Origin of the sequence: Parageobacillus sp. KH3-4, from assembly GCF_022846435.1 — a bacterium.
GTDB classification, from domain to species: Bacteria; Bacillota; Bacilli; order Bacillales; family Anoxybacillaceae; genus Parageobacillus; species Parageobacillus thermoglucosidasius_A.
In genome coordinates this window covers 2937355-2957854 of sequence record NZ_AP025627.1, presented here as the reverse complement: position 1 = coordinate 2957854, position 20500 = coordinate 2937355, and the positions used below count along the sequence as shown (strand labels likewise).

Genomic DNA, 20500 nt, shown 5'->3' with positions numbered 1-20500 from the left:
AACATAAGACGGACAAGTCTAAGAGAAAGAAGAGGGGCCCGATGATTCGCATATTCGTTTACTTGGTCGGTTTTGGCATTTCGGTCGTTGGCGGGGTGGCAATGATTGCTTATTTAAACATGATGACACCAGAGCAGGGATGGAGCGGATATTTTGCCTATATTCGCACAAAAGTAGAATGCTATTTACTCCCAATAGGGCTTTTGCTAATGCTAGGGAGCTTATACTTCCCTTATCGAGAAGAATAATGGATAAAAAAGGATGAGATGGAATAAAATTTGTCCCCTCTGCCTATACTGATGGACAAATAAGTTTGTTTAGAAGCGAGGGGTATCGTATGTTATATCTTCATGATGTTTGGGTCAATTGGTTTGAAGGGGAAGAAAATGGATATAACGTGTGCCATTTCCATGAATGGCGGAAGGACGATCAAGTGGAACTGCTTGATCAAGTCCCGCTTCTCAAAGTGTCTTCTGCGCTATTTAATTATATTGAAAACAGTTTATCGGAAATTCCGAAACCGCTTCTTGAAGATGTATACCAAAAAGCATATTTACGGAAAAATCATGAGCGCATCCCGCTTGATTATTGTTTTGTCGTTACGGACGGCTGCGGTATTCTCGCTGTTGACACGATTGGCTATAACATTCCGATTCGGAAAAGCCGCCTTATTCCGAGACAAGAACAGCAAGTATACGAAATGACCGCTGACCACGAAGAGGAATCGTATCCGCTGCCAGTCCATGAAAAAGCATACCATATTTTGTCTCCCTCTCCTGAATGGATGAGCGGACTTACACGAAAGGAGCGGCAACTCAAACAACTGCTGTTTATGGCGCTCGATCAACTTCGTTCGACGAAAAACGTCGCGGAAGTGCGCTACTGGTATACGGAATGGGCGCCGCACAAATATCCGGATATTCAAAAAATGCCGTTTGAAGAGGCATGGCAACGCTTATACGAGGAGACAAAATACGGCTGGTCTGATAAACATGTGCAGTTATGCGAAAAATTAATTAAAGGGCAGCCGTTTTTTGAAAAGCTTTGGGAAATGGAACAGGAACCAAAAGTGAACTAAACATTGTGATTGTTGACGCGCAAGCGAAAAGTCACCGATAACGGCAAAATGCCGGAAATTAACGGTAGAATCCGCGTATGGAATAAAAAAAGCAAGCCGAAAAGCGGCTTGCTTTTTTTAGCGTCTTCTTCCAAGTCCCATCGCTTGTTCCATTTTTTCGAGCATTTCCGTTGCCACTTTATTTGCTTTTTCTGCACCTTTGTCAAGCACTTCGTCGAGCGTGCTGCTTTCCAATAAATTGTAATATTTCTCTTGAATCGGGGCAAGGGTATCAATAATCACTTGGGCAAGATCGGCTTTAAATACGCCGTACCCTTTTCCAGCATATTCTTGTTCGAGTTCTTCAATCGTTTTATTAGCTAAAATTGAATAAATGTTAAGAAGATTGGAGATTCCTGGTTTATTTTCTTTGTCATATCGGATGACCCCTTCCGAATCCGTTACGGCACTTTTGATTTTCTTTTCCACCGTTTTGGCGTCATCAAGGAGCGTAATAAACGACTTTTTGTTTGGATCCGATTTGCTCATTTTTTTCGTCGGATCCGTCAGCGACATAATGCGCGCGCCGATTTTTGGAATGCGCGGTTCCGGAATCGTAAAAATTTCCCCGTACCGCTTGTTAAATCGTTCTGCTAAATCGCGCGTCAGTTCGATATGTTGTTTTTGGTCTTCACCGACAGGCACAATATCGGTTTTATATAAAAGAATATCTGCAGCCATTAACGGAGGATAAGTAAGCAGTCCGGCGCTCACCGCTTCTTTTCCTGCCGATTTATCTTTAAATTGAGTCATTCTTTCTAGTTCGCCGATATAAGAAATACATTGCAACATCCATCCCGCCTGCGCATGGGCAGGAACTTCCGATTGGATAAACAAAGTAGCCTTATTCGGATCGATGCCGACCGCCAAGTAAAGGGCGGCTAAACTGCGAATATTTTTTTGCAGTTCCTGCGGATCTTGCGGGACGGTAATCGCGTGTTGATCGACAATGCAAAAGTAGCAATTGTACTCATCCTGCAATTCCACGAATTGCCGCATGGCGCCGATATAGTTGCCAAGCGTAATGACGCCGCTTGGCTGAATGCCTGAAAAACTCGTTTTCATAACACCACTCCTTTTTTATCCATTTAAAAAGGCCCTACCCCCTTAAACGTTAGGGACGATAGGACCGCGTTGCCACCCTAGTTATTGCACATAATGTGCAATCACTCTGCCCATGCTTGTATGCGCATGGCGCCTTGATAACGCAAGGCAGGCGTCCAAAGCCTACTCTCTAGTTCGGCCGGATGCTCGAAAGCCCATTCCATATTGCTAGCCGCTTGTTCACACCAACCACAAGCTCTCTGAAGGCATCGCAATATGTACTCTTCTTTCTCATCGCATATTCATTCCAGTTTTTTGAGTCTTATTGTAAAACATCTAGTTGCTATATGCAAGTTTCTTTTTACCTTTTAAGCAATGAATAGAAAAAAGTGAAATAAAATATATATTAAATATTGAACGGGTGTTACAAACGGGGGGATTGCGGCCATATCATCGATGTAGTGAAAGAAACTTGTCCCTTGTCGAAACGAATTCATGGATTATACGCAAAACTGTGCTATGCCACTATAAAAATAAGAAGCTGTTTCGCTGGCGTTAGGGGGCAATGGAGAAAATAGATGCCGTTGTGGAAGGGGATTCAGAAAAGCACTGTCTGTTTTGCTAAATAGTGCTAGCAAAAAGTTTTTTGGAAAGTAATTATTCTTATTTCAAAGTGTTATTTAATAATTTTTTTATTAAATACATTATTTTAGAAATTATGTTAATAAAATTACACTTTTAGCAACGAATGAAGAAAAAACAAACACCGACTTATTCTTTATTAACATAATGTAAAAAAATTAAAATGTAAGCGCTTTAAAAATATAAAAAATAAATTTTTTATTTACAATTGTCGAAAAAAATATAAAATGAAAGATAGTGAAAAAATAAGTGAGATGATATATACTTTAATTGAATCAAAATTCAGAAAAAGATACAAAAAAATAAAATACAAATTTCTTTTTAAATATATTAATAATTTTTACGGTAAGAGTAAAAATCAATATTCTGATAATAAAATAGAGCATGATAGAAATTTTTCTTTTGTTTGAAAAATACTAAATTTATTAACAAAAGTTCCGCGTTTTTACGTAGAACTTTTGAACATAAAAATTATTTTTAGGGGGGAGTTTCATGAAGAAAAGAAGTTTTGTGCTTTTTAGCTTCATGTTGGCGCTAAGTCTTTTCCTTTCTGCGTGCGGCGGCTTCCAAAAAGGCAATGAATCCGCCGGTGAGAAAGGAAACAAAGCCGCTGATGTTCCACAAGAATTGCATGTTAACATTAAAACAGAGCCATTCTCACTAAATCCAGGCTTAGCGAATGATAGTGTTTCCGCTAACGTTTTATACCAAACGTTTGAAGGGTTGACCCGCATTAAAGACGGCAAACCTCAGTTAGCAATGGCTGAAAGCTATGAAGTTTCTAAAGACCTGAAAACATACACATTCAAATTGCGCGATGCAAAATGGTCCAATGGCGACCCAGTTACCGCCCAAGATTTTGAATATGCGTGGAAATGGGCGCTGGATCCGAAAAACCAATCGCAATATGCTTATCAGCTTTATTACATTAAAAATGGTCAAGCATTCAACGAAGGGAAAGCAAAAGCGGAAGATGTCGGCGTAAAAGCAATCGACGACAAAACGCTGCAAGTGACGCTGGAAAATCCAACGCCTTACTTCTTAGAATTAACAGCGTTCTATACGTACTTCCCAGTGAATAGCAAAATCGCTCAGAAAAATCCAAAATGGTATGCAAATGCTGGCCCTGACTACACTTCCAACGGTCCGTTCAAAATGACTTCTTGGGAACACAATAACAAAATCGTTCTCGAAAAGAACGAAAATTACTGGGATGCGAAAAGCGTAAAATTGACAAAAATTGATATGGTTATGGTCAATGATAACAATACAGAGCTTTCGATGTTTAACAACGGGGAACTAGATTGGGCAGGCATGCCGACAGGGCAATTGCCGACAGATTCTTTGCCGCAATTAAAGAAAGAGGGCAAGTTGCACATTCAACCGATCGCTGGCGTTTACTGGTATAAATTTAATACCGAAAAAGCGCCGTTGAACAACGTCAACATTCGTAAAGCTCTTGCGTACGCAATCGATCGCAAAGCGATTGTGAAAAATGTGGCAAAAGGTGAACAAATTCCGGCTATGGCCGCTGTGCCGCCGACGATGTTCCCTGAAAACAAAAAAGGGTATTTTAAAGACAACGATGTAAAAAAAGCAAAAGAATATTTGAAAAAAGGCCTTCAAGAACTTGGGCTAAAAGATGTGAAAGATTTGCCGCCTATTACACTATCGTTTAATACTGATGATCAACACGTGAAAATTGCCCAAGCGATTCAAGATATGTGGAAGAAAAATTTAGGAATCGAAGTAAAACTTGAGAATACGGAATGGGCAGTATACATTGAGAAGCTGCATTCTGGAGACTATCAAATCGGACGGATGGGCTGGCTAGGCGATTTTAATGATCCGATCAACTTCCTAGAGCTGTTCCGCGACAAAAAAGGCGGCAATAATGATACAAACTGGGAAAATCCGAAATACAAACAGTTGTTAATCGATTCTCAGAAAGAAACAGACCCGGAAAAACGGAAAGAATTGCTAAAACAAGCAGAAGAAATTTTAATGGATGAAATGCCGATAGCGCCGATTTACTTCTACACGAATACATGGGTGCAAAAAGACAACTTGAAAGGTGTAGAAGTGTCTGGCCTTGGCGATGTCCAATTTAAATGGGCATATTTTGAATAAAATCGTAGTAAAAGGTGGTTAAGAAGGTATATGAGTTTTCCGCTCATATACCTTCATTTCCTGTTAAGACGTATTTTCAAGAAAATGGAGGTGCAGGAAATTTGTTAAGATATATAAGCAAGCGGCTTGTTTACATGCTCATGTCTTTGTTTTTAATCGTAACAGCGACATTTTTTTTAATGCGGGCTGCTCCGGGAGGACCGTTCTCGAGTGAGAAGCAAGTTCCGCCAGAAATTGAGAAAAACTTGAATGAATATTATGGGTTAGATCGGCCGTGGTATATCCAGTATTTTGATTATTTAGTTTCTATTGCTAAATGGGATTTCGGACCTTCGTTTAAATATAAAGGACAGACGGTTAACGACTTAATTAATGAAGGATTTCCCGTATCCTTTTTTCTTGGCATGGAATCATTACTCATTGCTATCAGTGTTGGAATTTTACTAGGAATTATTGCGGCTTTGAACCACAATAAATGGCAAGATTATGGGGCAATGGTCTTCGCCGTTCTCGGAATCTCTGTTCCAAGCTTTATTATGGCATCCGTTTTGCAGTATTTTTTAGCGATCAAGTTGGGATGGTTCCCGGTTGCTCGTTGGGAATCGCTGCAACATACGGTGCTGCCTGCGCTTGCGCTTGCCGCAACACCAATGGCATTTATTGCCCGTTTAACTCGCTCTAGCATGTTGGAAGTATTAAGTAACGATTATATTCGCACGGCGAAAGCAAAAGGGCTTTCGCGAAGACAAATTACGGTGAAGCACGCAATCCGCAACGCGATCCTTCCAGTTGTAACATACTTAGGGCCTTTATCCGCACAAATTTTGACAGGCAGCTTTGTGATTGAAAAAATTTTTGGGATACCCGGACTTGGCAGCCACTTTGTAACAAGCATTACAAATCGCGATTATACGACGATTATGGGAGTCACGGTGTTTTACAGCATCCTTCTGCTACTATCTGTATTGCTTGTTGATATTGCTTATGGCTTTATTGATCCACGCATTAAGTTAGCTGGTGGCAAGAAAGGGGAGTAATCATGCAGCAGATTCCAAAAGAGATGTTCCAGCCGGCGGTAGCCGATGTTGGCGAAGCAGAAAAATTATCAAAACCGAGCCTTTCGTTTTGGAAGGATGTTGCGGTACGTTTTCGGAAAAATAAATTGGCCATGTTCGGATTAGTTTTGTTAATCCTTTTGGTGATCATGGCTATTTTTGGGCCATATATGACCAAATACGATTACGCAACGAATGATTTAATGAATACAAACCAGCCGCCTTCTTCCGAGCATTGGTTCGGAACTGATGAACTTGGGCGCGATATATTTGCCCGCACATGGTATGGTGCCCGTATCTCTTTGTTTATCGGAATAGCAGCGGCGCTGATCGATTTGGTGATCGGCGTGCTTTGGGGTGGAATTGCTGGCTACCGTGGCGGAAAAACGGATGAAATCATGATGCGCATCGCTGATATTTTATACGGAGTCCCTTATTTGCTTTTAGTGATCATATTAATGGTGATTTTGGGGCAAGGGTTAGGAACGATGATTCTTGCCATGACGATTACCGGATGGGTCAATATGGCCCGCATTGTTCGGGGACAAGTGTTGCAGTTAAAAAATCAGGAATATGTATTAGCAGCGCGGACACTTGGCGCGAGCACGTCCAGAATCATGTTTAAGCATTTGATTCCTAATGCCATGGGCTCCATCCTTGTTACGATGACGTTAACAATTCCTAACGCCATTTTCACCGAGGCATTTTTAAGCTATTTAGGATTAGGTGTTCTACCGCCGTTAGCAAGTTGGGGAACGATGGCTTCCGAAGGGGTGCAAGCATTGCAATATTATCCGTGGCGTCTATTTTTCCCAGCAACTTTTATTTGCTTAACTATTTTTGCTTTTAATGTAGTAGGAGATGGGCTACGCGATGCATTAGATCCGAAATTGCGCAAGTAAGGTGGTGAGAATATGGAGAAACTGTTAGAAGTAAAAAATTTAGAAGTATCGTTTCAAACATACGGAGGCGAAGTGCAAGCGGTCCGCGGAGTGAGCTTTTATTTAAATAAGGGAGAAACATTGGCGATTGTAGGAGAATCGGGCTCTGGAAAAAGCGTTACTTCACAAACGATTATGCGCCTTATTCCCACTCCGCCGGGAAAAATAAAAAATGGGCAAATCATATTTGATGGGGAAGATCTTATCAAAAAAACGGATAAAGAAATGGAACAAATTCGCGGAAAAGATATCGGGATGATTTTTCAAGATCCGATGACGTCGCTCAATCCAACGATGAAAGTCGGACAGCAAATTATGGAAGTGGTCATGAAACATCGAAAAATGTCGAGATCAGCGGCAAAAGAGCGGGCGATTGAATTGTTGCGATTGGTTGGAATTCCGATGCCGGAAAAGCGTGTCGATCAATATCCGCATGAGTTTTCTGGCGGAATGAGGCAGCGCGCGATGATTGCGATTGCTTTGGCGTCCAATCCAAAGTTGTTAATTGCCGACGAACCAACCACTGCTCTCGATGTAACCATTCAGGCGCAAATTTTGGAATTAATGAAAGACTTACAGAAAAAAACGGGAACCGCAATTATTTTTATTACCCATGATTTAGGAGTAGTAGCTAACATAGCTGATCGCGTCGCCGTGATGTATGCGGGGAAAATCGTCGAAATGGGGACAGTGGATGAAATTTTTTACGACCCGAGACACCCTTATACATGGGGCTTGCTTGCTTCCATGCCAAGCCTTGATAGTGATGATAAGGCAGAGTTGGCATCGATTCCAGGCACGCCGCCGGATTTGACGAATCCGCCAAAAGGTGATGCGTTTGCGCCGCGTAATCCGTACGCGATGAAAATTGATTTTGAAATGGAGCCGCCGCTGTTTCAAATTTCTGATACCCATTATGCCGCAACATGGTTGCTTCATCCAGATGCGCCGAAAGTAGAGCCACCGGAAGCGGTAAAACGCCGATTGCGCAAGCTCTCCACGAATTACCCTCAACCCATTATTGTAAGGGAGAGTGAGTAATATGCCAGAAAAACAGAAGCTTATCGAAGTGAAAAATTTGAAACAGTATTTTCCAGTTGGCGGCGGAAACGTCGTTAAAGCGGTGGATGGCGTTACGTTCGATATTTATAAAGGGGAAACGCTTGGCCTTGTCGGGGAATCGGGTTGCGGCAAATCGACAACGGGACGGACGATTATTGGGCTATATAAAGCGACAGGCGGAGAAGTTCTTTTTAATGGGATAAATGTCCACGGCAAACATTCAGCCAAAGAATTAAAGGAATTAAAGCGAAAAATGCAAATGATCTTCCAAGACCCATACGCGTCGCTTAATCCGCGCATGACCGTTGCCGATATTATCGCCGAAGGCATCGATATCCACGGATTGGCGAAAACGAAAGAAGAGCGGATGCAGCGCGTATATGAGTTGCTTGAGACGGTCGGCTTAAACCGTGAACACGCGAACCGCTACCCGCACGAATTTTCGGGCGGCCAGCGCCAGCGGATCGGGATTGCCCGCGCTTTAGCAGTGGAACCGGAGTTTATTATCGCCGATGAGCCAATTTCCGCGCTTGATGTGTCGATTCAGGCGCAAGTGGTGAATTTAATGAAAAAGCTGCAGCGCGAAAAAGGGTTGACGTATTTGTTTATCGCCCATGATTTGTCAATGGTCAAATATATTAGCGACCGCATTGGCGTGATGTATTTCGGCAAAATGGTCGAGCTTGCCGATGCGGAAGAATTGTACCGCAATCCGATTCATCCATACACAAAAGCGCTATTGTCCGCTATTCCGCTTCCTGATCCGGAAACAGAACGGACGCGGAAACGGATTATTTACGATCCGTCGCAGCATCATTATAAAGAAGGGGAAGAGCTGGAATTCCGCGAAATTACCCCGGGCCATTTCGTGCTATGCTCAGAGGCGGAATATAAAACGTATCAATCAATGTACAATGTATAAATAAAACGATCTCCGCTTAAGAGATCGTTTTATTTTTGCCGCCGACGAGATTCCAGCCGGCCTGTGTATGCTTTGTTTCATTAACGTACTCTTTTCGCCGCGAACCGCCGAAAATTTTTTCACCGATGCCGTTTGCGATGCCCCCCATAAATGCAGTAATGCCAATGATCAGTCCGGAAGCGATAACATAATCAATAAAATATTGCGTCATGAGAACGCTCTCCCCTCCCCATGGCAATCGTTTCAATATTATTGTAGATGATTTTTCTGTTTTTTGGAAGAAACGGCGGAAATTAAATGAAGAAAATAGGTGACTTTTTTGAAAAACTATATCTTTATTTGCATATTTATTGTATAATGTATTATGTTAGAGTTATTTCAAATTACCATGTTTTGCAGCTAGAGTGTTATAGCTAGTTCGTCCAGTTTGATATAGAAGGCAAGGCGATCCTTGTTGAAAGGGAGTGAGAATATGGTGAAATTGTACACTTCACCAAGTTGCACGTCATGCCGAAAAGCGAAAGCATGGCTAGAAAAACATAATATTCCTTACGTAGAGCGCAATATTTTCTCCGAACCGTTAACGATTGAGGAGATTAAAGAAATTTTACGCATGACGGAAACCGGAACAGATGAGATTATTTCAACAAGATCAAAAGTTTTCCAAAAGTTAAACATCAATCTCGAGTCGTTGCCGCTTCAAGATTTGTACGAACTTATTCAAAAACATCCTGGAATTTTGCGCAGACCGATTATTATTGATGAAAAACGGCTGCAAGTCGGTTACAATGAAGATGAAATTCGCCGTTTCTTGCCGCGAAAAGTGCGGGCATATCAACTTCGTCAAGCGCAACGTCTCGTTAACGAATAAGGAGAACAAGCTTCTGCATGGTTTTTCATGTAGAAGCTTGTTCTCCTTTTTTAATAGCGTGCAAAAGCTAACCATTATGTCCAGCGATGTGCTTTTCGCCGATTGATCATGAAACCTAATAAGGTAATAAATGCCGCCATCATAAATGGGAACGTCGATCTCCACGTAGCAATATTATACCAACGGTGTATCTGTTGTTCCTCAATGATCATTTTTCCAGCGGTATAGGCTAACAGAGCCCCGCCAATATAAACGAGGAAAGAATAGCGTTCCATCGCGTAAAGAATTAGCTTGCTGCCTAAAATGATAATGGGAACGGAAAGAAGAAACCCGAACACAACGAGAGAAGTGCGCCCATGCGCGGCCCCAGCGATCGCAATCACATTGTCCAACCCCATCGCAACATCGGCTGTTACAATTGTCTGTATCGCTTTCCAAAGCGATGTTTCCGACGGAATCGATGTAGCCGCTTCTTCTTTTCGGATCAGCAGTTTTAAGGAAATCCAAAGCAACACGCAGCCGCCGACTAACTGTAAAAAAGGAATTTTCAATAACGTCACAACCGCAGCTGTTAAGAGAATGCGGATGAAAATTGCCAACGCTGTGCCGAGGATAATGGCGATGTTCCGTTTTTGTTCGGGCAGTTTGCGGCTTGCTAAGGCGATGACAACAGCGTTATCTCCACCAAGAAGGATATCAATGCCGATAATAAGAAGAATCGATGTCACATATTCGCCGACCATGCGTGTCCCTCGTTTCTTTTGTTTTCACCACCATTATAGTAGGGCATGTTTCATTTCATAACCAATTTTTAAAAACGTGTTTTTTTTATTTCCCTTCTGTCGCTTTTTATCATAAAATAAAAGTACAAGACATAATCTTGTATTTAAATAGAATTTTTCGGGGGTAATAATCCCTTCAACTTTATTCTTTTTTAGGAAGGGAGAGTCCGCACTATGGAAATAGAGCGAATTAATGAACATACGGTAAAATTTTATATTTCTTATGTTGATATAGAGGAGCGCGGTTTTGACCGGGAAGAAATTTGGTATAACCGCGAGCGCAGCGAAGAATTGTTTTGGGAAATGATGGATGAGGTTCATAGCGAAGGCGATTTTTCGCTTGAGGGGCCTCTTTGGATTCAAGTGCAGGCGCTGGATAAAGGATTAGAAGTGCTCGTCACAAAAGCGCAGCTATCGAAGGATGGAAGCAAGCTGGAACTCCCGCTTCCGGAAGAAAAATTGCGCGATTTTCCAGCTGATGAAAAAATGGAAGAACTGCTTGACCATCATTTCCATATTGTACACAATGATGAATCGTTTTCCAATAGCGATAAGGAGATCCTTCAGTTTACGATTTGCTTTAAAGATATTGAAGATTTGATTTCCCTTGCCCACCGCGCTAACTTTACAGGGCTTGTGAACCGCCTTTTCCAATTTGAAGGCCGATATTACTTGTTCGTCCAATTTAGCGAGGAAGATTATACAGAACATGAAATAGACAACATTTTGAGCTTGCTTTTAGAGTATGGCACGGATTCGCAAGTTACAATTTATCGCTTAGAAGAATATGGAAAAGAAATTATTCGCGACAACGCTTTAGAAACGCTGAAAGAACATTTTCCGTTGAAATAAGCGCCGATTTCATCCGCTGAAATCGGCGTTTTCTGCGAGTCGGTGGAAAAGTCTAGAGGATAGGTAAGGTGAACATCATTGCGGAATACGTTAAGGGTTATTATTTTTGCCCTAGTTGTAGCGGCCTTTTTATTTTTGACAAACGATTATTGGGAAGGAAAGCTGCTCGGCGTCCTTAGCCTTTTAATTTCTTGTTCTGTTATTTTTATTGCATTTGTCATTTCCCTTGAAAATCGGAGACCCGAACATACGATCACATGGCTTGTTGTACTCGGCAGCTTTCCGGTGCTTGGATTTTTCTTCTATTTGATGTTTGGAAGAAATTACCGCAAGCAGAGGCTTTTCAAAAAGAAGGCGATGCTCGATGAACAAACATTTTTAAAGTTTCAAACGCAGCGTGAATATGACGTGGAACAGCTGGAGATTGAAGAACACCAGCGTCCGCTGCTTCAGCTTGCTCATCGCATCGGAAAGAGCCCTGTTTCCCTTGCGACGGAAACAAAAGTATTGACGAATGGTCAAGAAACATTTTCTACTATTTTTGAAGAACTAAAAAAGGCGACGCATCATATTCATTTGGAGTATTACATTGTTCGCCATGATGAAGTCGGCCAAGAGCTGAAAGCGATTTTAATGGAAAAGGCAAAAAATGGCGTGCATGTCCGTTTTCTTTATGATGCTGTAGGGAGCTGGAAATTATCCAAAACGTATATTCAAGAGCTGCGTGACGCCGGAGTGGAAATGATTCCTTTTTCCCCAGTCCGTTTACCATTTTTAAGCAACAAAATCAACTTTCGTAATCATCGGAAAATTATTGTTATTGACGGAACGGTTGGCTTTGTTGGTGGGTTGAATATCGGTGATGAATATTTAGGAAAAAATAAATATTTCGGTTTTTGGCGCGATACGCATTTATGGATTCGCGGTGAAGCCGTGCGTACGTTGCAGCTTATTTTTTTGCAAGATTGGTATTATATGACCGGAAAAACGCTACTGACTCCAGAATACTTATCCCCGCAGCTCGTTCATTATGACGGGCAAGGGGGAGTCCAATTAATTGCGGGCGGTCCTGACCAAAAATGGGAAGTCATTAAGCATTTATATTTTGCAATGATTACGTCCGCACAGCGGTCGATCTGGATTGCCTCGCCGTATTTCGTGCCGGATGAAGATATTTTAACGGCGTTAAAGGTCGCTGCTTTAAGCGGGATTGATGTTCGCATTTTGGCGCCAAAGCGGCCGGATAAAAAAATCGTCTTTTATGCTTCACGGTCCTATTTTCCGGAGCTGTTGGAAGCCGGTGTGAAAATTTATGAATATTCGAAAGGATTTTTGCATAGCAAAATCATGATCGTGGATGGGGAATTGGCATCGATCGGCACAGCAAATATGGATATGCGCAGCTTTCATCTTAATTTTGAAGTAAACGCCTTTTTATATCATACAGATAGTACAAAAAAACTTGTTGCGGATTTCCTTGAAGATTTAAAAGACTCAAGTCAAATTGATGATGAAACGTTTCGGCGCCGTCCGCTATCCATTCGTGTTGTTGAGTCCGTATCAAGGTTGTTGTCCCCTTTATTATGACATCGCCCGGAAACTGCCCGGGCGTTTATAATTTTTTTATGGATTGGCGCATAAAAAAGTAGGAAAACAGGCCGGTTTTGCCGAATAGATGAAAAAAGCATGAAGAAGGGATGTGATCATTTTGCTTGTCGCGCTGCTGCGAAATGGAGAAGTCGTTTCGCTTGCCGGGAATTGGACAAAGGAAGAGCTAGTTCGATTAAAAAAGAGCGAATCGTTTTTTTGTCCTGCCTGTAAGCGGGAAGTTGTATTAAAGCTTGGCAATCGCCGCATTCCGCATTTTGCACATAAAAAAGATGCCGCGTGCCCATGCGAACATGAGCCGGAATCAGCACGCCATTTAATGGGAAAATTAGATTTATTTTCTTGGCTTCAGCGCCAGAACATACAGGCAAAATTGGAGCCATATTTGCCATCGGTTCAACAGCGCCCAGACATCCTTGTTGCGCATCGCCGTTTCATATATGCGATGGAATATCAATGCTCTGCCATTTGTGAACAGTTGTTTCAAAAACGCAACAATTCTTATCGAACAAAAGGGATTCGCCCAATTTGGATTCTTGGAGCGCATCACTTACGATATCGGAACATGCACCAGCTTACATTGCCTCGCTTTCAATGGATGTTTGCCCACCGTTTTCCGCTTGTCCCTCGCCCGCTTCTTTTTTACTATTGTTCGGAAACAAAACGTCTTATTCGCCTCGTCCATTTAATCCCGTTCTCTGTTCACCACACATTTGCCATTCCCGTCGTGCAGCCGCTGCATTCGGTTTCTTTTTCCGACTTGCTTTCCTTTCCGGTTGTTTCACTGCCAGCTTCGTTTTGGCATGATTGGCTTAGCTATAAAAAACGATGGCGTCTTACTTTTCCGTTATATCCAAATAAGGTCACAAGGCTTATTTGTTCCGATTTTTACCGGTGGGGCGTTATTCCTTCCCTTTTTCCCACCGAAGCAGGCTGGCCGCTGCCACACGGCTATTTGTTTGAAACGCCTCCGTTTATTTGGCAAACATATGTGTTAATCCCGTTTATGCAATCCGAAAGCAAACTTGTTTCGGTCGATTCCATTTATCGCTTTATTGAGGAAAGGATGGATGCAGGCCGGCTTGCCGCCCGCCAGCTGCCGCTTGCAACGGGACAACGATATACGCAGGCAGTTTACGAGTATTTGCAATTGCTGACGAAGCTAGGCTATTTTCAGTGGGAAAGCCGCAAACGCCTTCGTTTAGTTAAAGAGTTTACTTTTCCAAAAACGACGGATGAAGTAATACAGCAGGATCAACAAATGATGGAGAAAATGAAAACAACGCCGTCGCTTTCTCATTATATAAACGAATTGGAACTGCACAAAAATGCATAGGAAAGTGATTTATTTTTCGGGAGGGGAAATGATAATAATAAAATATGATTTATGATATAATTTTCCAAAGGAGGTTTGCGAGATGGAAGAAAAGAAAACAAAAAAATCGTTACCATTACGAAGTGAAATTCCGGTAGAAGAAACGTGGCGTTTAGAGGACATTTTCCCAACGGATGAAGCATGGGAGCAAGAATTTCAAGAAGTGAAAAAAATGATCCCGAAATTATCGGATTATCAAGGAAGGTTGGGAGAATCGGCAGATACGTTATACGAAGCGCTGCAATACCAAGATGAGATATCGATGCGTCTCGGCAAGCTGTATACATATGCGCATATGCGTTATGACCAAGATACGACAAACGCTTTTTATCAAGGGCTGAACGATCGAGCAATGAGCCTTTACAGCGAAGCGTCTAGCGCGATGGCATTTATCGTTCCGGAAATTTTGGCGATCGATGAGGCGAAATTACGTTCGTTTTTAGAAGAGAAAAAAGAATTAAAGCTGTATGAACACGCTTTAGATGAAATTAACCGCCAGCGTCCGCATGTGTTGTCCGCCGAAGAAGAAGCGATCCTTGCCCAGGCGGCGGAAGTCATGCAAGCACCTTCGACTACATTCGGCATGCTGAATAACGCCGATTTAACGTTCCCGACAATTATCGATGAAAATGGGGAAGAAGTGGAAGTGACGCACGGTCGCTTTATTCGCTTTTTAGAAAGCCCGGACCGCCGCGTGCGGCATGATGCGTTTAAAGCGGTATATGAGACGTACGAGAAGTATAAAAATACGTTTGCCAGCACGCTCGCCGGCGCGGTGAAAAAAGACAACTTTTTCGCGCGCGTCCGCCGCTATAAATCGGCGCGGGAAGCGGCGTTAAGCAGCAATAACATTCCCGAAAGTGTATACGATAATTTGATCGAAACGATTCATGAGCATTTGCCGCTATTGCATCGCTACGTTCGTTTGCGCAAAAAAGCGCTTGGGCTTGATGAACTGCACATGTATGATTTATACACTCCGCTTGTGCAAGATGTAAAAATGGAAGTAACGTATGAAGAAGCGAAAGAATACATGTTAAAAGGGCTTGCTCCGCTCGGCGACGAATATATTCGCATCGTCAAGGAAGGCCTGGAAAACCGCTGGGTAGACGTGCGCGAAAACAAAGGGAAACGAAGCGGCGCCTATTCATCAGGAGCGTATGGAACAAATCCGTATATTTTGCTTAATTGGCAAGATAACGTCAATAACTTGTTTACGCTGGTCCATGAATTCGGCCATTCGGTGCATAGCTATTACACGCGCAAAACGCAGCCGTATCCGTATGGTGATTATTCTATTTTTGTCGCTGAAGTTGCATCAACATGCAACGAAGCGCTATTAAGTGATTATTTATTGAAAACGATCGATGACGAGAAACAACGGTTATATTTGCTTAACCATTATTTAGAAGGGTTCCGCGGAACGGTCTTTCGGCAAACGATGTTTGCCGAGTTTGAACATATGATTCATATCAAGGCGCAGGAAGGCGAAGCGCTCACAGCTGATTCATTGACTTCCATGTATTACGAATTAAACAAAAAATATTTCGGCGATGATATTGTCGTCGATAAGGAAATTGGATTAGAATGGGCGCGTATTCCGCATTTTTACTACAATTATTATGTTTATCAATACGCAACTGGCTTTAGCGCAGCGACCGCACTAAGCAGACAAATATTAGAAGAAGGGGAACCGGCCGTGAAGCGCTATATTGAGTTTTTAAAGGCAGGCAGCTCTGATTATCCAATTGAGGTGTTGAAAAAAGCGGGAGTAGATATGACGAGCGCGGAACCGATCCGCCAGGCTTGCCAAGTATTCGCGGAAAAACTGGAAGAAATGGAACGGATGTTGTCGTAAACGCAAAAGCGAATGTGGCGCTATTGCCACATTCGCTTTTGATAAAATCCTTTAAATTGATTGCGGCTGTTCCAAGTGGCTAAAAACCCAAAAATAGAAAAGAATAAAAGCGGCATCGTAATCAGCGGTGGAATAAGATGCATAAGACCAAACAAATTTAAACAAAAGGCGATGAGCACGAAGAATCCCCAAATGAACAACGTGGTTCGTTTCATTTTTTTCTCCTTTCTGTTGGTCTTATTTCATTATATGAGTATTGTAAAGAAAAAGATGATTTCTTCCATATTTATGACAATAATGTGAACAAAAGCACAAAGCAGTTGTCAAAACTTGATCTTATTTGTTAAGATAATATCGTGAATAAAATCACAAAAACTTTATACCCCTTTGTTTGACCGTGAAAAATTTCTCCCATCCCCTTTGTTGTCTTGACAATAAGGAAAAGCCCGGCAGAAAGCCGGGCTTTTCCTTATTCTTCTTTAGAAATATAGCGCCAAAATGTTCCGTGCTTTACCGGCACTTTTTCCACTTTTTGCTTCAACTGCAGTTTTTTCATTTCTTTTTCCGCTTCGTTTATGGTCATATTATAAACAACTGCGATTTCTTTTGTGGCGACGAATTTAAAATGGCTTAAAAATGACTCGAGCGGGGGAGGAGGGGATGGTTCAGGTTGGAAGCCAAGCATTTCATGAATAAGTTCGACGTAAATCTCGTAAGGATAGCATCCGGAAATTTTGATTCCTTCATCTTCGATGTTTTCGTTAAAAAAGACAAGCGTTGGAATTTCGTTTACGTCCATCTCTGATGTAATTTTTAAATCACATTGAAACGCTTTTGACGCGCTTGTCGACTGCAAATCGCGAACGAATTCATCGACGTCCAGACCGACGCGCGTCGCACAATCAATCAACACGGAAATATCGGAGACATTTTGCTTTTCCAAAAACAATAATTCTTGCAATTGGCGTAAGAAACGAATTCCTGCGCGCTTGCCTTGCAATTCCGCTGCTTTAATAGCGATCGATGCGGCAAATGGGCTAGAAATTGGATTTTCCAGCCATAGGCTCCCATCGCAAGACATTCCCGAACGGCTTGCCGTCCGCTCCCACACTTTAGCGATCGTTTCCGGCTTATGGCGTTTCCGCATATGAAGCGTTGCCAGCTTTCCGCTTAACACATGTTTCAACGTAAAGAAGCGTCCGTACTCAATCACTAGTTTTTTGATAATTGGCTCAAGCCCCCAGCATTCGGGGCATAGTGGATCGATGAACAAATAAATTTCCAACGGCTTTGTCTCGTTGCTGCGCGGCTGGGAAGCATGCCACCAATCCGGGGCAGCTTTCCCAGCTAATTTGTCATTCAAGGGAATACTCCTTTCCTTCTAAATTGTCTAGGGTGTTGACCATATGATGGGCAGTTAAAACGAGACGATGATAAAATTGTTCGCGCGCTGGTCCGGACAAACCGATTTCATCCATTGCGGCACGCATACAGGAGAGCCATGCCTCGGCGCGAGTTGGCGTAATTTCAAAGCGCAAATGGCGCGCCCGTAGCATCGGATGCCCGTGCTCCTGCGTGTAAAGCGGCGGCCCTCCTAAATATTGCGTTAAAAATTGTTTTTGTTTTCTCGCTGTTTCTGTTAAATCGTCCGGAAAAATCGGGCTTAAATCAGGATGTTTGGCAACGCGTTTATAGAAAGCTTCCACAAGCCTTGCAACCGTCTTTTCTCCACCGATCGCCTCGTAAAGTGTTTGCCATTGTTCAGCCATTGTGAATGCTCCTTTGGGTAAAATGTTTGTGTACGATGATTTTACTGCTATTTTAACAATGAAGCTTATTTATCTCAAACAAAGTGACTCGAACAAAAGGAGCAATTATATGGAGTAATATGTGTTAAGCACTTTTTCCACATATGCCCTTGTTTCGGAAAATGGCGGAATTCCTCCATAGCGATCGACGTTTCCAGGGCCAGCGTTATACGCGGCAAGCGCAAGAGAGACATTGCCGTGATAGCGGTCAAGCAACATTCGTAAATATTTTGTACCGCCTTCGATGTTTTGTGCCGGGTCAAACCGGTTTTCTACTCCGAGCATTTTTGCGGTGCTTGGCATTAATTGCATCAGCCCAGCTGCCCCGGCGCGGCTTTGCGCATTCGGATTAAAATTGGACTCGTGGCGGATGACGGAGCGGATTAGTTTCGGGTCAACATTATATTTTTCCGCCGCCTGAGCGATCAACGCATCGATGTTTCCATCTGCATTTTTTAAAGAAGGCGCTTTTTCTGCTGCTGGCGGCGCCGGTACTTTTAGGTTTTCTTTCACTGGCGGCATTGGCTGCTGCTGTTCCAAAAGTTCATGAAGCAGTTGCGCAAATGACCACGTGTTCGTGTTGCTTTGATTCGCGGTATTCGCGCGGGTTGTTGTGAAAGCTTGCAACGCTTGAAGCTCGAGCAATAGTTTTAGTGTAGAAACGTCCATTATTGTTCCCCCTCTCCGTATTTTTTCGCATACAGGCGTTGAATTTTATTGGCAGTTGGCCGAATCGGGATATGCAGCGAATCAAGGAGCTGTAAAAATCGCTGTCTCCCGCTTTCTGCCTCTTCTGTCTCGTACTCTAGCTCGTAATCATCGGTTTGCAAGTAATGACTATGGTCAAGAAACAGTGTGCCGCCTTCGTACGCCCATTGCGCACGGTCGGTTGCCAACGAGCCGAAATGCCGCAGCTGTTCAGGCGGAACGCCAATTTCCCGAAGAATTTGCGCAATGGAGCCTTGGACAACGGCTGTGCCGTTTAAGAGAGCGTCCGCTTCTTCTTTTGTCAGACGTTCATGCATCTCAAGCAAAGCTCCGTGTGCCGCCGTTTGCTTTAATGTTAATGTATAGATGCCGTTTTTTGCGCGGATCCGCAGCGCTGCTCGTTTGTCTTTCAGCAAAAACTGCGGTGTGTCAAAATAATGATTTTCTTGGTGCTCAAAAGCATTGTCAGCAATATGAAACGCTTGCCGAATTCTGTCAAATTCTTCTTTCGTCAATAAATTTTTAAATTCAATTTCTATTTCTTGATCCATGTTTGCTCCCCTTTTGTATTCTTTTCAATTTTATTATCGGATGTTTATCGCTGAATATCAATTACTTATTATGCATAGGGTGATTATGGTAAAATAAAAAAGAATTGTTCATGTGGAAGGAGATTTGGCATGCGAAAGAAATTAATGGTGGAAAAGATAGAAAAACGAAACGAGCGATTATGGCTGATTAGCGATCATCCTTCATTTTCGCTGGAACATGCAAAGCCAAAAAATCATATGCTTGTTGATTCAGATAATATCGCGTTTGTTTATATATTGGAAACGGAGGAAGATTTTATTTACGTTACGATTCCATACAAGCATTGGGCCGATATGAAACAAGTATTAACGGAAGGCATTCCGGTCTTTTTGCAAAGCGGAACGGTGGAGCTGGAACTGACCAATTTCAAGGAAGAGCTGGCATATTTAATTGAAAATATTGATGGAAATGCCAATTACGGTGAACAAATGGAACAGGCGGTAAAAGAAATTTTTCTTACATAACATTGGTGGTGGTATCATGGTCAAACATTGGGATTTGTTTTTGGCGCCATACAAACAGGCGGTAGAAGAACTAAAAGTGAAATTGAAAGGAATGCGCGCCCAGTTTGAAATGTTGGGGGTGCATTCGCCAATTGAATTTGTTACTGGAAGAGTAAAGCCGGTGGCAAGCATTCTCGATAAAGCGCAAAAGAAAAATATTCCGCTCGACAAATTGGAAGAACAAATGCAAGATATCGCAGGGCTTCGCATGATGTGCCAATTTGTCGATGATATTAAAACGGTAGTGGAGCTGCTTCGCAAACGGAACGATTTTGAAATTGTCGAAGAACGGGATTACATCACTCAAAAAAAAGAAAGCGGCTATCGCTCTTACCATGTGGTGATCCGCTATCCGGTGCAAACGATTTATGGAGAAAAGAAAATTTTGGCAGAAATTCAAATTCGGACGCTTGCAATGAATTTTTGGGCAACGATTGAACATTCATTAAACTATAAATATAGCGGCCGCTTTCCCGAAGATATTAAAGCAAGATTGCAGCGCGCTGCGGAAGCGGCATACCGCTTGGACGAAGAAATGTCAAAAATCCGCTTCGAAATTCAAGAAGCACAAGCAGCTTTTTCGCGAAAACAGGATGCAAAAGGAGAATAACGATGAAAGAGAAACAAGCGC

22 protein-coding genes and 1 other annotated feature are annotated in these 20500 nt (G+C 42.5%); of the genes, 14 read left to right on the top strand and 8 right to left on the bottom strand.

Annotated features, from left to right (window positions below; genetic code table 11):
• Positions 1–41: 41 nt before the first annotated feature.
• Together MWM02_RS14910 and MWM02_RS14905 are read left to right on the top strand one after the other, a co-directional pair.
• Positions 42–248: a YuzI family membrane protein gene (locus tag MWM02_RS14910; protein WP_064552468.1), complete on the top strand. Its 207-nt coding sequence runs from the start codon at positions 42–44 to the stop codon at positions 246–248.
• An 89-nt stretch (positions 249–337) separates the two neighbouring features.
• Positions 338–1078, top strand: a complete 741-nt coding sequence (locus tag MWM02_RS14905) for a YjbA family protein (protein WP_064552467.1) — start codon at positions 338–340, stop codon at positions 1076–1078.
• A gap of 117 nt (positions 1079–1195) precedes the next feature.
• On the opposite strand, the gene trpS is transcribed toward MWM02_RS14905, so the two are convergent.
• Positions 1196–2182 (bottom strand): tryptophan--tRNA ligase, encoded by a 987-nt coding sequence (gene trpS / locus MWM02_RS14900; RefSeq protein ID WP_244402329.1) that lies wholly within the window; start codon positions 2180–2182, stop codon positions 1196–1198.
• Positions 2183–2230: 48 nt separating this feature from the next.
• Positions 2231–2465, bottom strand: a binding site (T-box leader).
• Between the two features lie 830 nt (positions 2466–3295).
• Between trpS and MWM02_RS14895 the strand changes: the two genes are divergently transcribed.
• From MWM02_RS14895 to MWM02_RS14875, 5 genes are all read left to right on the top strand, one after another.
• On the top strand, positions 3296–4933 hold the full coding sequence (locus MWM02_RS14895) for a peptide ABC transporter substrate-binding protein (RefSeq protein WP_064552465.1): 1638 nt from the start codon (positions 3296–3298) through the stop codon (positions 4931–4933).
• Between the two features lie 101 nt (positions 4934–5034).
• Positions 5035–5970: an ABC transporter permease gene (locus MWM02_RS14890; RefSeq protein WP_064552464.1), complete on the top strand. Its 936-nt coding sequence runs from the start codon at positions 5035–5037 to the stop codon at positions 5968–5970.
• 2 nt (positions 5971–5972) lie between these two features.
• Complete coding sequence (locus tag MWM02_RS14885) at positions 5973–6890, top strand: ABC transporter permease (RefSeq protein WP_244402328.1); 918 nt, start codon at positions 5973–5975, stop codon at positions 6888–6890.
• A 12-nt stretch (positions 6891–6902) separates the two neighbouring features.
• Positions 6903–7970, top strand: coding sequence for an ABC transporter ATP-binding protein (locus tag MWM02_RS14880; protein WP_064552462.1), 1068 nt, complete (start codon positions 6903–6905; stop codon positions 7968–7970).
• Between the two features lies 1 nt (position 7971).
• A complete protein-coding gene (locus tag MWM02_RS14875) occupies positions 7972–8913 on the top strand; it encodes an ABC transporter ATP-binding protein (RefSeq protein ID WP_244402327.1) in 942 nt (313 codons plus the stop codon).
• Positions 8914–8929: 16 nt separating this feature from the next.
• Here MWM02_RS14875 and MWM02_RS14870 read toward each other — a convergent pair whose 3' ends face one another.
• Positions 8930–9124: a hypothetical protein gene (locus MWM02_RS14870; RefSeq protein ID WP_064552460.1), complete on the bottom strand. Its 195-nt coding sequence runs from the start codon at positions 9122–9124 to the stop codon at positions 8930–8932.
• A gap of 261 nt (positions 9125–9385) precedes the next feature.
• Here MWM02_RS14870 and spxA point away from each other — a divergent pair, with 261 nt between their 5' ends.
• A complete protein-coding gene (spxA, locus tag MWM02_RS14865) occupies positions 9386–9784 on the top strand; it encodes a transcriptional regulator SpxA (protein ID WP_003252337.1) in 399 nt (132 codons plus the stop codon).
• A gap of 74 nt (positions 9785–9858) precedes the next feature.
• Here the strand turns inward: spxA and MWM02_RS14860 are convergent, their stop codons facing one another.
• Complete coding sequence (locus tag MWM02_RS14860; RefSeq protein ID WP_064552459.1) at positions 9859–10527, bottom strand: TerC family protein; 669 nt, start codon at positions 10525–10527, stop codon at positions 9859–9861.
• 213 nt (positions 10528–10740) lie between these two features.
• On the opposite strand from MWM02_RS14860, the gene mecA reads away from it, so the two are divergent.
• From mecA to pepF, 4 genes are all read left to right on the top strand, one after another.
• Positions 10741–11418, top strand: coding sequence for an adaptor protein MecA (mecA, locus tag MWM02_RS14855; protein ID WP_064552458.1), 678 nt, complete (start codon positions 10741–10743; stop codon positions 11416–11418).
• Positions 11419–11496: 78 nt separating this feature from the next.
• Positions 11497–13005 (top strand): cardiolipin synthase, encoded by a 1509-nt coding sequence (cls, locus tag MWM02_RS14850; protein ID WP_244402326.1) that lies wholly within the window; start codon positions 11497–11499, stop codon positions 13003–13005.
• Between the two features lie 112 nt (positions 13006–13117).
• The gene (locus MWM02_RS14845) at positions 13118–14362 is read left to right on the top strand and encodes a competence protein CoiA (RefSeq protein ID WP_244402325.1); all 1245 of its coding nucleotides are present in this window, start codon (positions 13118–13120) and stop codon (positions 14360–14362) included.
• Positions 14363–14444: 82 nt separating this feature from the next.
• Entirely contained in the window at positions 14445–16259 is a 1815-nt protein-coding gene (pepF, locus tag MWM02_RS14840) for an oligoendopeptidase F (protein ID WP_064552455.1), read from the top strand.
• 20 nt (positions 16260–16279) lie between these two features.
• Here pepF and MWM02_RS14835 read toward each other — a convergent pair whose 3' ends face one another.
• The 5 genes from MWM02_RS14835 to MWM02_RS14815 form a co-directional block, all read right to left on the bottom strand.
• Positions 16280–16474 (bottom strand): hypothetical protein, encoded by a 195-nt coding sequence (locus MWM02_RS14835; protein ID WP_064552454.1) that lies wholly within the window; start codon positions 16472–16474, stop codon positions 16280–16282.
• A gap of 254 nt (positions 16475–16728) precedes the next feature.
• Positions 16729–17622: a ClpXP adapter protein SpxH gene (gene spxH, locus MWM02_RS14830; protein ID WP_064552453.1), complete on the bottom strand. Its 894-nt coding sequence runs from the start codon at positions 17620–17622 to the stop codon at positions 16729–16731.
• Complete coding sequence (locus MWM02_RS14825) at positions 17615–18028, bottom strand: globin domain-containing protein (RefSeq protein ID WP_064552452.1); 414 nt, start codon at positions 18026–18028, stop codon at positions 17615–17617. Before MWM02_RS14825 ends, spxH begins: the two co-directional genes overlap by 8 nt.
• Positions 18029–18133: 105 nt before the next feature.
• Entirely contained in the window at positions 18134–18736 is a 603-nt protein-coding gene (locus MWM02_RS14820; RefSeq protein ID WP_244402324.1) for a lytic transglycosylase domain-containing protein, read from the bottom strand.
• The gene (locus MWM02_RS14815; protein WP_064552450.1) at positions 18736–19326 is read right to left on the bottom strand and encodes a CYTH domain-containing protein; all 591 of its coding nucleotides are present in this window, start codon (positions 19324–19326) and stop codon (positions 18736–18738) included. Before MWM02_RS14815 ends, MWM02_RS14820 begins: the two co-directional genes overlap by 1 nt.
• 129 nt (positions 19327–19455) lie before the next feature.
• On the opposite strand from MWM02_RS14815, the gene MWM02_RS14810 reads away from it, so the two are divergent.
• Together MWM02_RS14810 and yjbM are read left to right on the top strand one after the other, a co-directional pair.
• The gene (locus MWM02_RS14810; RefSeq protein WP_244402323.1) at positions 19456–19830 is read left to right on the top strand and encodes a UPF0738 family protein; all 375 of its coding nucleotides are present in this window, start codon (positions 19456–19458) and stop codon (positions 19828–19830) included.
• 16 nt (positions 19831–19846) lie between these two features.
• On the top strand, positions 19847–20479 hold the full coding sequence (gene yjbM, locus MWM02_RS14805) for a GTP diphosphokinase (protein WP_064552448.1): 633 nt from the start codon (positions 19847–19849) through the stop codon (positions 20477–20479).
• The last annotated feature ends 21 nt before the right edge of the window (positions 20480–20500 follow it).